This is a genomic window from Rhodococcus sp. D-6 (genome assembly GCF_040256695.1).
GTDB lineage: Bacteria > Actinomycetota > Actinomycetes > Mycobacteriales > Mycobacteriaceae > Rhodococcus > Rhodococcus pyridinivorans.
In genome coordinates, this window is record NZ_CP132970.1 from 1,205,487 (window position 1) to 1,218,811 (window position 13,325).

General features: G+C 69.7%; 12 protein-coding genes. 7 read left to right on the top strand and 5 right to left on the bottom strand.

The genetic code is table 11. The annotated features are described in order from the left end of the window. Nucleotides 1-45: 45 nt before the first annotated feature. Nucleotides 46-879, bottom strand: coding sequence for a glutamate ABC transporter substrate-binding protein (locus RBB84_RS05735; protein ID WP_006551297.1), 834 nt, complete (start codon nucleotides 877-879; stop codon nucleotides 46-48). A 68-nt stretch (nucleotides 880-947) separates the two neighbouring features. After that, entirely contained in the window at nucleotides 948-1,676 is a 729-nt protein-coding gene (locus tag RBB84_RS05740; protein WP_006551298.1) for an amino acid ABC transporter ATP-binding protein, read from the bottom strand. 297 nt (nucleotides 1,677-1,973) lie between these two features. Here RBB84_RS05740 and miaB point away from each other — a divergent pair, with 297 nt between their 5' ends. Then, nucleotides 1,974-3,431: a tRNA (N6-isopentenyl adenosine(37)-C2)-methylthiotransferase MiaB gene (gene miaB, locus RBB84_RS05745; protein ID WP_231912012.1), complete on the top strand. Its 1,458-nt coding sequence runs from the start codon at nucleotides 1,974-1,976 to the stop codon at nucleotides 3,429-3,431. Beyond that, complete coding sequence (locus RBB84_RS05750) at nucleotides 3,419-4,012, top strand: hypothetical protein (RefSeq protein WP_016692697.1); 594 nt, start codon at nucleotides 3,419-3,421, stop codon at nucleotides 4,010-4,012. Before miaB ends, RBB84_RS05750 begins: the two co-directional genes overlap by 13 nt. A 76-nt stretch (nucleotides 4,013-4,088) precedes the next feature. On the opposite strand, the gene RBB84_RS05755 is transcribed toward RBB84_RS05750, so the two are convergent. Then, entirely contained in the window at nucleotides 4,089-5,501 is a 1,413-nt protein-coding gene (locus tag RBB84_RS05755) for a DUF349 domain-containing protein (protein WP_064256276.1), read from the bottom strand. A 149-nt stretch (nucleotides 5,502-5,650) separates the two neighbouring features. On the opposite strand from RBB84_RS05755, the gene RBB84_RS05760 reads away from it, so the two are divergent. The 5 genes from RBB84_RS05760 (at nucleotide 5,651) to RBB84_RS05780 (ending at nucleotide 10,812) form a co-directional block, all read left to right on the top strand. Further along, nucleotides 5,651-6,364, top strand: coding sequence for a hypothetical protein (locus tag RBB84_RS05760; protein ID WP_064256237.1), 714 nt, complete (start codon nucleotides 5,651-5,653; stop codon nucleotides 6,362-6,364). Beyond that, nucleotides 6,361-7,323, top strand: coding sequence for a tRNA (adenosine(37)-N6)-dimethylallyltransferase MiaA (gene miaA / locus RBB84_RS05765; protein WP_019289178.1), 963 nt, complete (start codon nucleotides 6,361-6,363; stop codon nucleotides 7,321-7,323). The genes RBB84_RS05760 and miaA overlap by 4 nt, the downstream gene beginning before the upstream one ends. A 10-nt stretch (nucleotides 7,324-7,333) precedes the next feature. Next, nucleotides 7,334-8,200: a diaminopimelate epimerase gene (gene dapF, locus RBB84_RS05770; protein ID WP_006551305.1), complete on the top strand. Its 867-nt coding sequence runs from the start codon at nucleotides 7,334-7,336 to the stop codon at nucleotides 8,198-8,200. 105 nt (nucleotides 8,201-8,305) lie between these two features. After that, entirely contained in the window at nucleotides 8,306-9,772 is a 1,467-nt protein-coding gene (gene hflX / locus RBB84_RS05775) for a GTPase HflX (RefSeq protein ID WP_006551306.1), read from the top strand. Continuing rightward, on the top strand, nucleotides 9,772-10,812 hold the full coding sequence (locus RBB84_RS05780; protein WP_064256236.1) for a hypothetical protein: 1,041 nt from the start codon (nucleotides 9,772-9,774) through the stop codon (nucleotides 10,810-10,812). The genes hflX and RBB84_RS05780 overlap by 1 nt, the downstream gene beginning before the upstream one ends. 77 nt (nucleotides 10,813-10,889) lie before the next feature. Here RBB84_RS05780 and RBB84_RS05785 read toward each other — a convergent pair whose 3' ends face one another. Together RBB84_RS05785 and RBB84_RS05790 are read right to left on the bottom strand one after the other, a co-directional pair. Beyond that, nucleotides 10,890-11,147, bottom strand: a complete 258-nt coding sequence (locus tag RBB84_RS05785; RefSeq protein WP_006551308.1) for an HPr family phosphocarrier protein — start codon at nucleotides 11,145-11,147, stop codon at nucleotides 10,890-10,892. An 83-nt stretch (nucleotides 11,148-11,230) separates the two neighbouring features. Further along, complete coding sequence (locus tag RBB84_RS05790) at nucleotides 11,231-13,321, bottom strand: fructose-specific PTS transporter subunit EIIC (RefSeq protein WP_006551309.1); 2,091 nt, start codon at nucleotides 13,319-13,321, stop codon at nucleotides 11,231-11,233. Nucleotides 13,322-13,325 lie beyond the last annotated feature (4 nt).

Genomic DNA, 13,325 nt, shown 5'->3' on the forward strand with positions numbered 1-13,325 from the left:
CGCCGGACGTGACGGGTGGTACCCGTACTCGGTGACGATCGACACTCAGTAGCGATCGACGCTCGGCTGCTCCGGGAGCTCGTAGCCCGAGGCGCCGACCGTCTCCTGGAATGCGGCCTCCCACGCACCGCTGGCGATCATCTCCTCGATCGCGTCGTTGATCGCATTGCGCGACTCGTCGTCGCCCTTGGCGAGACCGATGCCGTAGCGCTCGGTGGTGAACGGCTCACCGACGACCTTGAAGTCGCCCGGGCTCTGCGCGGCGTAGCCGGCGAGGATGATGTCGTCGGTGGTCACCGCGTCGACCGCGCCGTTGCGCAGCGCCTCGACACACAGCGAGTAGGTGTCGAACTCCTGGAGCTGGACGTCCTGCGCGTAGTTGTCCTTCACGTTCTGGGCCGGGGTCGAACCCGCCACCGAGCACAGGCGCTTGCCGCCGTTGAGCGAGTCGGGTCCGGTGATCTCGGTGTCGTCCGCGCGCACGAGGAGCGACTGGCCCGCGATGAAGTACGGGCCGGCGAAGTCCACCTTCTCCTTGCGGGAATCGGTGATCGAGTAGGTCGCGACGATGTAGTCGACCTCACCGTTCTGGATGAGGGTCTCGCGCTGGGCGGACGGAGCTTCCTTGAATTCGATGTTCTCCTCGGACACACCGAGCTGACCGGCGACATACTTGGCGACCTCGACGTCGAACCCGCTGAACGAACCGTCCGGGTTGCGCAGGCCCAGGCCCGGCTGGTCGAACTTGATACCGACCGTCAGGGTGCCGTTCTCCGCGGACTGCGAGACACTGCGCGTCTCGTCGCCACCGCACGCCGTGGCGACCACTGCCACGGCGACGGCGCCGATGCCCAGGCGGATGGAGCGGGACAATTTCATCGAATACCTCCGGTGCGGTTCGGAACTACGTCCGACGGACCGGGTGGCCCGTCGGGGCGGGAATCGAGTCAGTGACTGAGGATCTTGCCGAGGAAGTCCTTGGCGCGATCGGATTTCGGTGCGGTGAAGAAGGTCTCGGGATCGGTGTCCTCGACGATGCGACCGTCGGCCATGAACAGAACGCGGTCGCCGGCCTTGCGGGCGAATCCCATCTCGTGGGTGACCACGACCATCGTCATGCCCTCTTTCGCGAGGGAGGTCATCACGTCGAGGACCTCCTGGACCATCTCGGGGTCGAGGGCGGAGGTGGGCTCGTCGAACAGCATGACCTTGGGATTCATCGCGAGCGCGCGTGCGATCGCCACGCGCTGCTGCTGGCCGCCCGACAGCTGCGCCGGGTATTTGTCGGCCTGATTGGCGATCCCGACCCGGTCGAGCAGCTGCATCGCCGACTCGCGGACCTTGTCCTTCTTGATCCTGCGCACCTTGAGGGGGCCGAGCATGACGTTCTCGAGGATCGTCTTGTGGGCGAAGAGGTTGAACGATTGGAACACCATGCCGACGTCCGAACGAAGGCGGGCGAGTGCCTTGCCCTCCTCCGGCAGCAGGGTGCCGTCGACGTGGATCTCTCCCGAATCGATCGGTTCGAGCCGGTTGATGGTGCGGCAGAGGGTCGATTTGCCCGAACCCGATGGGCCGACGACGATGACGACCTGTCCTCGCGGAATCTCGAGGTTGATGTCCTGCAGTACGTGCAGGGATCCGAAATGCTTGTTCACCCCGTTCATGGAGATCATGGACGAGCTGGTGTCCGACTTCTCGGACGGACGATCCGTTCCGGCGGCCGCTGATGTCATATCTGCAGACCCTATGCCGTCCGACGCCCGAGACTTCGCATTTCGGGACACCTTCGACACGCGCGTCACGGGATTTTTACTGCACGAGCAGTAACGGATACCTCGACGGGGCACGCGCGGTCGGCGCGAGGAAAGGGGACCCGCCGAGGTGAGATACCCTGAGACGTGTCACTGATCGACGAAGAAGCCCCCCGTACCGGTGCCCGGACCTACGAGGTCCGCACCTACGGCTGCCAGATGAACGTACACGACTCCGAGCGTCTGTCGGGGTTGTTGGAGGACGCCGGCTTCACCAAGGCCGTGCCCGGCGCGTCACCAGATCTGGTGGTCTTCAACACCTGCGCGGTGCGGGAGAACGCCGACAACAAGCTGTACGGCAATCTGAGTCATCTGCGTCCGGTCAAGGACGACAACCCCGACATGCAGATCGCCGTCGGAGGCTGCCTCGCCCAGAAGGACCGCGACACGGTCGTGAAGAAGGCGCCCTGGGTCGACGTGGTCTTCGGCACGCACAACATCGGCAATCTCCCCGCACTGCTCGAACGCGCGCGGCACAATCGCCGTGCCGAGGTCGAGATCCTCGACGCCCTCGAGGCGTTCCCCTCGACGCTGCCCGCCAAGCGCGAGTCGTCGTACGCCGGATGGGTGTCGATCTCCGTCGGCTGCAACAACACGTGCACCTTCTGCATCGTGCCGTCGCTGCGCGGCAAGGAGGTCGACCGGCGCCCGGGTGACATCCTCGCCGAGGTGCAGGCGCTCGTCGACGAGGGCGTGCTCGAGGTGACACTGCTCGGCCAGAACGTCAACTCCTACGGCCGGTCCTTCGCCGATCCGGAGCAGCCCCGCGACCGGGGCGCCTTCGCGTCGCTGCTGCGCGCGTGCGGCGACATCGAGGGCCTCGAGCGGGTGCGCTTCACGTCCCCGCATCCGGCGGAATTCACCGACGACGTCATCGACGCGATGGCGCAGACCCCCAACGTGTGCCCGCAACTGCACATGCCGCTGCAGTCCGGCAGCGACCGGATCCTGCGCGCCATGCGCCGCTCGTACCGCAAGGAACGCTTCCTTGGCATCATCGAGCGGGTTCGGGCCGCGATGCCGCACGCCGCGATCACCACCGACATCATCGTCGGTTTCCCCGGTGAGACCGAGGAGGACTTCCAGCAGACCCTCGAGGTCGTCGAGAAGGCGCGTTTCACCAGCGCGTTCACCTTCCAGTACTCGAGGCGTCCCGGCACGCCCGCAGCAGACATGGAGGGTCAGGTCCCCAAAGCCGTAGTGCAGGAGCGCTACAACCGTCTGATCGCGCTGCAGGAACGCATCACCCTCGAGGAGAACCGCAAGCTCGTCGGCACGGAGGTCGAACTGCTCGTCGCGGCGGGGGAGGGTCGCAAGAACGCCGAGACCGCCCGGATGAGCGGGCGTGCCCGCGACGGCCGCCTCGTCCACTTCCGTCCCGAGGGCGCGATCGACACCGCGGTGCGTCCCGGCGACGTCATCACGATCGTCGTCAGCGACGCCGCGCCGCACCACCTCGTCGCGGACACCCCGATCCTCACGCACCGCCGTACACGTGCGGGCGACCACTTCGAACAGGGCCGGTTGCCCAAGACACCGCCGATCGGTGTCGGACTCGGACTGCCGAGCATCGGCGTCCCCGACCCGCTGCCGCCTCAGATGGGATGCAACGCATGACCACCGACAAGCCGCACGATCACCACGCGACGGGTGACGTACGCGCCGAACTCGAAGCCGCCGAACGGAAGGTGGCGAGCGACATCGACCCGGGCGCCCGGGCGATGTTCGTCGCGATCGCCGTCCTGATCCTGCTGGCGACCTTCAGCCTGCCCCACGCCGGATCCGCCAACGGGTGGGAGGTGCTGTCCTTCGCCCCGGACGCGACCACCGAGGAGATCGGTCTGCCGTCGCGGCTGTTCGTCGGCTTCGCAGTGGTCTTCGCCGGGCTGGGCTCGATTCTCGCGCTCGTCACCCGCAAGTGGGCGTTGGCGTGGGTGTCCCTGGCCGGCTCGGCGGTGACCATCGTCTTCGGCATGCTCGCGATCTGGTCGCGCCAGACCCTGCCCGTCGAGTCGTCCGCCGCGGGCCCGGGATTCGGTCTCGTGATCGGCTGGTTCGCCGTCATGGTGATCGTCTTCCACTGGGCCCGCGTGGTGTGGGCGCGGACCTCGGCCCAGCTCGAGGCCGAGGCCGAGTTGCGGAAGGTCGCAGCACAGCACGAGCGGCCCCGCCTGATGCGCGACGACCCCGAGGCCTGACGCCTCCGGCACGAACACGACGATCCCCCTCTCCCGGACCGGGAGAGGGAGATCGTCCGTCTCGGATGTCGCGGGGTCAGCGCTCGCCGACGGCACCTTCGGCCGCGTCGGCCCACTCGCGCCACTGCGCGGCCTGGGCGAGAGCCTTCGCGGCCTCCTTCGCCCGGCCGGCGGCGGTCGCCTTGGCGGCCTGCTCCTCGAACTGACGCACCCGCTCACGGAACTGGGCCGCACGCGCGAGGGCCTCGGGATCGGTGCGGCGCCACTCGGAATCCGCGGCCTCGCGCACCTTCTTCTCGATGGCCCGCAGACGGCCTTCGAGATCGTGCATGCGCTCGCGCGGCACCTTGCCGATCGCCTCCCACTGGTCCTGCAGCTCGCGCAGGCGCGTCCGGGCACCTTCGAGATCGGCCGACGGGTCGATCGAGGAGGCCACCTCGAGCAGGGCCTCCTTCGCGCGGGCATTCTCCTCGAACTCGGCGTCGCGCTCGGCGTTCGCGGCGTTGCGTGCGGCGAAGAAGACGTCCTGGGCGCCCTTGAACCGCTTCCACAGCTGGTCGTCGGCGTCCTTCGGTGCCCGTCCGGCCGCCTTCCACTCGGCGAGCAGGTCGCGGAAGGCCGCGGCGGTGGCACCCCAGTCGGTGGAGTTCTGCAGCTCCTCCGCCCGGGCGACGAGTTCTTCCTTGCGGCTCTTCGCCGCGGCGCGCTCGCGGTCGAGTTCGGCGAAGTGGGCTCCGCGACGCCGGTTGAACGCCTCGCGTGCCTTCGAATAGCGACGCCACAACACGTCGTCGACCTTCCGGTCGACCCCGCGGATGGTCTTCCACTCCTCGAGGATCTCGCGCAGCCGGTCGCCCGCGGCCTTCCATTGGGTGGATTCGGCGGCGATCGTCTCGGACTCGGCCGCGAGGGCCTCCTTGCGGGCCGTGCTCTCGGCGCGCCGACGCTCCTTTTCCTGCTTGGCGAGAGCCGCAGCCTCCTCGGAGTGCTCGATGATCGCGGTGAGCCGGGCGGCGAGCGCATCGAGATCACCGATGACGGCGGCGGTCGGCAGCGACTCGGCCAGTGCCTCGGCGGCCGCGCGGGTCTTCTTCACGTCGGCGGTGCCGGAGGTCAACCGGGTCTCGAGGATCGCCACCTCGGTGACGAGATCGTCGTAACGGCGTCCGAAGTGCGCGAGGCCCTCGGCGGCGTCGCCTGCCTGCCACGATCCGATGCACCGCTCGCCCTCGCTCGTGCGGACCCATGCGGTGCCGTCCTCGTCGACGCGTCCGAACCGACTCGGATCGCTCGCGGGCACCGCCGGGACGTGGGGGTGCGTCTGGGCCGCGACGGGATGCGGCTTCGGGGGTGCTGCGGTGGAACTGCCGTTCTCTCGGCCCGCGGGGCCGGGCGTCGCAGCATGGGCTCGGGGTGTGGCGGGACCGGGACGCGGGGTCCGCTCCTGCGTCGACTCGCCGGTTCGGTCCTGTGCGTTCGGGTCGCTCATCGATACCTCATCTCTGCCGCGCGGCACGGCTGCCTGGTCGCATGGGTCTACCGCCGGTCGATCCCGGGGCTCCGCGATCGTGTCCGCTCACTATTGAAACAGGTCGTGTCCATGCAGGGCGCCGGGTCCGGTGGACTACGGTTGCCGATGTGTTGACCGCCGCGGCGTTCGTGCCGTCCCCACCGCTGCTCGTCCCCGAGCTCACCGGTCTCGCCGTCTCCGAGACCGACGATCTGCGCGAGGCGGTTCTCGAGGTCGGTCGCAGCCTGTCCGGTGCCGCGGAATGGGTGGTCGTGGGAGCCGAGACGGCCGAACAGACCGTTCCTTCCACCGCGCGCGGAACCTTCCTCGGGTTCGGTGTCGACGTCACGGTGCAGCTCGGTCCTGAGGCCGCCGGTGAACCCGATCCCGCGCTCGCGTTGACCGCGCTGGTGGCCGGCTGGATCCGCGACCGCACGGCACCCGGCACCCACGTGACGACCCACGTGGTGGCCGCCGACGCCGACGCCGCCCACTGCGCCGATCTCGGCCGCGACCTGCGTGCGGAGCTCGACCGCGACGATCTGCCGCGAGCACTGCTCGTCGTCGCGGACGGAGCGACGACCCTCACCGCCAAGGCGCCCGGCGCCTACGATCCGCGCTCGGAGGAGGTCGAGGCGGCCCTGGCCGCAGCGCTCGGCGCCGGCGACACGGAGGTGCTCACGGCGCTCGACCCCGACCTGTGTTCGGACATCAAGCTGACCGGCCGCGCTGCCTGGCACGTCCTGGCGGCCACCCTCGGAGCGCGCCCGCGCTCGGCGTCCGTCACCTACTCCGCCGCGCCCTACGGCGTGGGCTACCACGTGGGGATCTGGACACCGTGAGCGCAGAAAGCACCGGTCCCGCCGACACGCTCGTACCGATCGCGGTGGTGGGCCCCACCGCCACGGGCAAGTCCGATCTCGGACTGGACCTCGCCGAAGCGCTCGGCGGCGAGATCGTCAACATCGACGCGATGCAGCAGTACCGCGGGATGGACATCGGGACGGCCAAGCTGGCACCGGACGAGCGTCGCGGGATCCCGCACCATCAACTCGACGTCCTCGACGTCACCGAGACCGCGACGGTCGCCCGCTACCAGCAGGCCGCGATCGCCGACGTCGAGGCGATCCTCGGCCGCGGCCGCCTCCCGATCGTCGTCGGCGGATCGATGATGTACGTGCAGGCACTTCTCGACGAATGGCAGTTCCCGGCGACAGATCCGCAGGTCCGTGCCAAGTGGGAGGCGGTGCTCGAGACCGAGGGGCCCGCCGCGGTCCACCGGGCGCTGCAGAGCGCCGATCCCGCCGCCGCGGCGACGATCCTGCCCACCGACGGCCGCCGCATGGTCCGCGCGCTCGAGGTCGTCGAGCTGACCGGGCAACCGTTCGCGGCGTCGCAGCCGACGATCGGTGAGCCCCGCTGGGGCACCGTGATCCTGGGCGTCGACCGCGACACCGCCGAACTCGACGACCGCATCGCGCGGCGCACCGACCTGATGTTCGAACGCGGCCTCGTCGACGAGGTGCACGGACTCCTCGAAGTCGGGCTGCGCGAGGGCGTCACCGCACGTCGCGCGATCGGCTACGCACAGGTGCTCGCGTACATCGACGGGGAGTACGACCTCGACCACGCACGCGAGCGGACGTTCATCGGGACCCGGCGCTACGTGCGACGGCAACGCTCGTGGTTCCGCCGCGACCCGCGCATCCACTGGCTCGACGGCGCCGACCCCCACCTGCTCGACGTCGCGTTGCGGGCCGTCCGGGACGCACGCACATCACCGGCCTCACCAGCCCGATAAGGTAGCGCGCATGGAGTTCAGCAAAGGGCACGGAACCGAGAACGACTTCGTGATCCTTCCGGATCCCGACGCCCGCCTGGACCTCGACGCAGGCCGGATCGCCGCCCTGTGCGACCGGCGTCGCGGGCTCGGCGCCGACGGTGTGCTCCGCGTGGCCCGGGCCGGGGCACTGGTGTCGGCCGGCGCGCTCGGAGAACTGCCCGAGGGCACCGACGCCGACGACTGGTTCATGGACTACCGCAACGGCGACGGATCCATCGCCGAGATGTGCGGCAACGGTGTGCGGGTGTTCGCGCACTATCTGACCGCGCACGGGTTCGAGGACCGCCGCGAGTTCGTCGTCGGCAGCCGGGCGGGAGGCAAGCCCGTCACCGTGCACGAGACAGGACCGGTCCTCGGCGAGGTGACCGTGGACATGGGGACGGTGCGCACCCTCGGCGAGTCGGCGGCGACCATCGACGGGCGGGTCTATCCGGGCATCGGTATCGACGTCGGCAACCCGCACCTCGCGTGCGTGGACCCGCACCTGAACGACACGAGCCTTGCCGGTCTCGACCTCACCTCGCCCGGCTTCGACCCGGGCTTCTTCCCGCACGGGGTCAACATCGAGTTCCTGACCCCGATCGCGGCCGGGACGGTCCACATGCGCGTCCACGAACGCGGCGTGGGGGAGACCCGCTCGTGCGGAACCGGCACGGTGGCCGCGGCTGCTGCGGCCCTGCGCTTCGACGGCGCATCCGACGGCGCGGTGCAGGTGCGGATCCCCGGTGGCTCGGTCGAGGTGCGCATCGAGAACGGTCGCGCCTGGTTGCGCGGGCCGTCTGTGCTGGTCGCGACGGGTGAACTCGACGACACCTGGTGGTCGGCGCCGATCTGATCGGCGCCGCTCGGCCCGGCCGGCGCGCACTTGGGTACCCCCCGCGCGGATGCGGCAGAAAAACTCGAATGCACCGATTCGGGCTTCGTGACACCATGGAGGTGTATGACGAACACACAGCGCATGCATCGCGCAACCACAGATGACAGCACTCCGACCGCGTACGACGCATCCGGAGGCTGGACCGCCGAGGATCCGTCCGTCGGCGAGATGCAACTCGAAGACCGTAGCGCGTTGCGGCGTGTGGCCGGTCTGTCCACCGAACTCGAGGACATCACCGAGGTCGAATACCGCCAGCTCCGACTCGAGCGTGTCGTGCTCGTCGGTGTCTGGACGGGCGGAACGGCCGCCCAGGCGGAAGCGAGCCTGGCCGAGCTGGCCGCGCTCGCCGAGACTGCGGGCTCCGAGGTCCTCGAAGGCCTGGTCCAACGTCGTGACCGGCCCGATGCCTCCACCTACATCGGCTCCGGCAAAGCGGACGAACTCCGGGAGATCGTCCTGTCCACCGGCGCAGACACCGTGATCTGCGACGGCGAACTCACCCCCGCCCAGCTCACCGCGCTGGAGAAGGTCGTCAAGGTCAAGGTCATCGACCGGACCGCGCTGATCCTCGATATCTTCGCCCAGCACGCCACCTCGCGAGAGGGCAAGGCACAGGTCTCCCTCGCACAGATGGAGTACATGCTCCCGCGGCTGCGTGGCTGGGGCGAATCGATGTCGCGGCAGGCCGGTGGCCGTGCCGGCAGCAACGGCGGTGTGGGCCTGCGCGGTCCCGGTGAGACGAAGATCGAGACCGACCGTCGCCGGATCCGTGAGCGGATGGCCAAGCTCCGTCGCGAGATCAAGGCGATGAAGGCTGCGCGCGACACCAAGCGCACCCGGCGTCTGCGCAACAAGATCCCGTCCGTCGCGATCGTGGGATACACCAACGCCGGTAAGTCGAGCCTGCTCAACAAGCTCACCGGCTCCGGTGTCCTGGTGCAGAACGCACTGTTCGCGACCCTCGACCCGACGACCCGCCGGTCGGCGCTGCCCGACGGCCGCGAGTACGTGCTCACCGACACCGTCGGTTTCGTCCGGCACCTCCCGACCCAGCTGGTCGAGGCGTTCCGGTCGACTCTCGAGGAGGTCGCCGACGCCGATGTGCTGCTCCACGTCGTCGACGGCTCCGACCCCATGCCCACCGAGCAGATCAAGGCGGTGCGCGAAGTCGTCACCGAGGTGCTCCGCGAATCGGACGCACCGCCGCCGCCGGAACTGATCGTCGTCAACAAGATCGATGCCGCCGACCCGGTCACCCTGACGCAGTTGCGCAGCGCGATCCCCGGCGCGGTGTTCGTCTCCGCGCACACCGGCGTGGGCGTCGAGGAGTTGCAGACCCAGCTCGCGGGTCTGCTCGAGGATCCCGACGTCGAGGTGAAGCTGCTCCTGCCGTACACCCGCGGTGATCTGCTCGCGCGCATCCATTCGGACGGTCAGATCCTCTCGTCCGAGCACGAGGTGGACGGCACGCGGGTGCACGCGAAGGTGCCGGCAGCGCTGGCGTCGGCATTGGTCGACTTCGCGGCCTGATGCGGGTCGTGCGCCGGGCGGCGCTGCTCGCTGCCGTCGCGGCGTTCGTGCCGGTCTCGCACGCCGACGCGCAGGACGCCGGGATTCCGGTCGCGGATCTGCCGACCGAGATGCTGTGCATCCCCGACGATCCCGTGCTCGCCGAACTGTCCGGCCTGGCGACGATCGGCGACCGGCTGTTCGCGACGCCCGATGCCGGGGAGGACGAACGCATCGTCGAACTCGACGGCGATTGCTCGGTGCTGCAACGCGTTCCGTCGCCCGTCGATCCCTACGACGTCGAGGATCTCGCCGCGGGGCCCGACGGCCGGTTGTGGCTCGGGGATCTCGGCGACAACACCCGCGTCCGCGAGACGATCGCGCTCATCTCCCTCGATCCCGACACCGGGCAGGGAGATCTGCATCGGCTGACCTATCCCGACGGTCCCCGCGACGCCGAGACCGTGCTCGTCTCCGCGGCGGGCGAACCGGTGATCGTGACGAAGGCGCTGTTCGGGTCGAGCAATGTCTACCGGCCCGCACGCGGACTCACGATCGACGGCCTGCCCGTCCCAGGACCGGCCGCCCTCGAGAAGGTCGGGGCGCTGGCACTCGGACCGTCGGACACGCCCGGCGGTCCCATCCCCGGGGCGTCCTCCTCGATGATCACCGGCGGTGCGGTCAGCGCCGACGGGACGGTCGCGGCGGTCCGCACCTACACCGACGTCTACCTGTTCCACGTCCCCGACGGCGATCTCGCGGCCGCCCTGGTCGCCGGTCCGCGCTTCCGCATCCCGGTGCCGGACGAACCACAGGGCGAAGCCGTCGCCTTCACCGCCGACGGGGACCTGCTCACCGCGTCCGAGCGCGGCGCGGCAGGCACGGAGAATCCACCGATCCGGATCCGTCGCGGTGCGACGGAACTCTTCGCACCCGCGGACGACGATGCCGCGGACGAGATGTCGTCCGCGGCACTGCCGGTCGTCGGTGCGAGCGTGGCCGCCGGAGTCATCGCCCTCGGGGTGCTCGGACTCGTCGTCCGGCGCCGCGCCCGCCGCTGAGATCAGACGCCGCGACCGCGGCCGAGATCAGACGCCGCGACCGCGGCCGAGATCAGACGCCGCGACCGCGGCCGAGATCAGGCGTCGAGGTCCGCGGCGACCAGCTCCGCGACCTGCGCGAGGACCGCGTCGTCATCGCACGAGATCGTGACCTGCGTGCCCTTTTCTGCGCCGAGCGTCATGATCATCAGGGCCGAACCGGCGTCGACGGGCTCGCCGCCGTCGACCGCGAGGGTCACGGGGACACCGGCCGCGACCACGGCCTCGGCGATGATCCCTGCAGGACGGGCGTGCAGGCCGATGGACGAACCGACGGCAACGGTGGTGCTGGGCATGGGAATCTCCTTCGTGGTGGGGAAGTGCAGGAAGTCGGGTAGATCAGGAGCGTGCCGCTGTGATCAGGAGCGTGCCGCTGTGATCAGGAGCGTGCCGCTACGGGCTGGGGGTTCGCCTCGTCGGCGGCAACCCGGGCGGGACGCGTGATCGACTTGGCGATACTGACCGCGAGTGCGGCGACCACCGTACCGGCTGCCAGTGCGATCAGGAACCACACGACGCGGTCCATCGCGAACAGCACGAACAATCCGCCGTGGGGAGCGGTGAGCGTGACACCCGTCGCCATGACGATGCCGCCGGTCACGGCGCCGCCGAGCATCATCGACGGGATGACCCGGAACGGGTCGGCCGCCGCGAACGGGATGGCGCCCTCCGAGATGAACGATGCACCGAGCAGCCAGGCGGCCTTGCCGTTCTCGCGTTCGGCCGTGCTGTAGAGACGCGGACGCACCAGCGACGACAGTGCCATGGCGAGCGGCGGAACCATACCGGCGGCCATGACCGCCGCCATGATCTCGAGCGAACCGGTGTTGGCGACGTCGAGACCCGCGACCGCGAAGGCGTAGGCGGCCTTGTTGACCGGTCCGCCGAGGTCGAAGCACATCATCAGGCCGAGGATCGCACCGAGCAGCACCGCGGAACCACCGGACAGACCGTTGAGCCAGTCGGTGAGACCGGTCGTGATCGCGGCGAGCGGGCGACCGAGCAGCAGGAACATGAGCCCACCGACGATCAGGCTCGCGAGCAGCGGGATGATCACCACAGGCATCAGGCCACGAGCCCAAGTGGGCAGCGGGATACGGCCGACCCACAGGGCCGCGAAGCCGGCGATGATGCCGCCGACCAGACCGCCGATGAAACCGGCGCCGACGAAGACGGCCACCGCACCGGCGGTGAAGCCCGGAGCCAGACCCGGACGGTCCGCGATCGCGAAGGCGATGTACCCGGCCAGTGCCGGGACGAGGAACGAGAACGCCAACGAGCCGATCTGGTACAGCACCGCACCGAGATAAGTGCCGAGCCCACCCTCGGGAAGGTTGGTGAGCGTGTTGTCGAGGACGATGTCGGCGGCCGAGTCGGTGATGTCGGGACCGGCGAGCAGGAAGCCCAGAGCGATGAGCAGACCACCGGCCGCGACGAACGGGATCATGTAACTCACACCGGTGAGCAGGATCTGCCGCAGCCGGGTACCCCAACCGAGGTCGCTGCCGCTCTCCGACTCACCCGCCGGGGCGCCCGCGGTGCCCTCGACGGTGCGTGCGGACGGATCGGTGGCGGCCCGCAGGGCCTCGTCGACCATGGTGTCCGGTTCGTTGATCGCGCGCTTGACGCCCGATGCGATCACGGGCTTCCCGGCGAACCGTTCGCGGCCCTTGACCCCCACGTCGGTGGCGAAGATGACGGCGTCGGCGCCGGCGATCACGTCGGGGGGCAGGGGAGTGCTGCCGCTCGATCCCTGCGTCTCCACCCGGACCGTCACGCCCGCGCGTTCACCGGCGGCGGCCAGCGCATCGGCGGCCATGTAGGTGTGCGCGATACCGGTCGGGCACGCGGTGACCGCGACGATCGTGCGGCCTCCGGGCTGTTCCGCGCTCTGCGGAGGCGCGACCGCCGGCTTCGCAGCGGCTGTCGGTGACGGCTGTTCCGGCGCTGCGGTCGAGCCGGCAGGAGCGCTGCCCGACGACTCCGGTCGGGGCGGGAGGACGTCCTCGACCAGCGCGATGACCTCGTCCGCGGACGCGGCCGCGCGCAGCGACGCGACGAAGTCCGGGCGCACGAGTGCACGAGCGAGAGCGGTGAGCAGCTTCATGTGGTCGCCGCCCGCACCTTCGGGCGCGGCAATGAGGAAGACGAGGTCGGCGGGTCCGTCGGGCGCACCGAAGTCGGCCTTCGGGGACAGCCGGGCGAAACCGAGCGACGGCGTGGTCACCGCTTCGCTGCGTGCGTGCGGGATCGCGATCCCGCCGGGAAGGCCGGTGGCGGACTTGGCCTCCCGTTCGAGAACGGCCGCGGTGAGTGCGTCGGCGTCGGATGCGCGACCGTTCGCTGCGAGACGCTCGGCGAGCGCGGCGATGACGGAGTTCTTGTCGGATCCCAGGTCTACATCGAGCGAGACGAGTTCCGTGCCGATGATCGAGGAACCGCCTGCGGAGCCGGAGGTGGTGTCGGACATGACG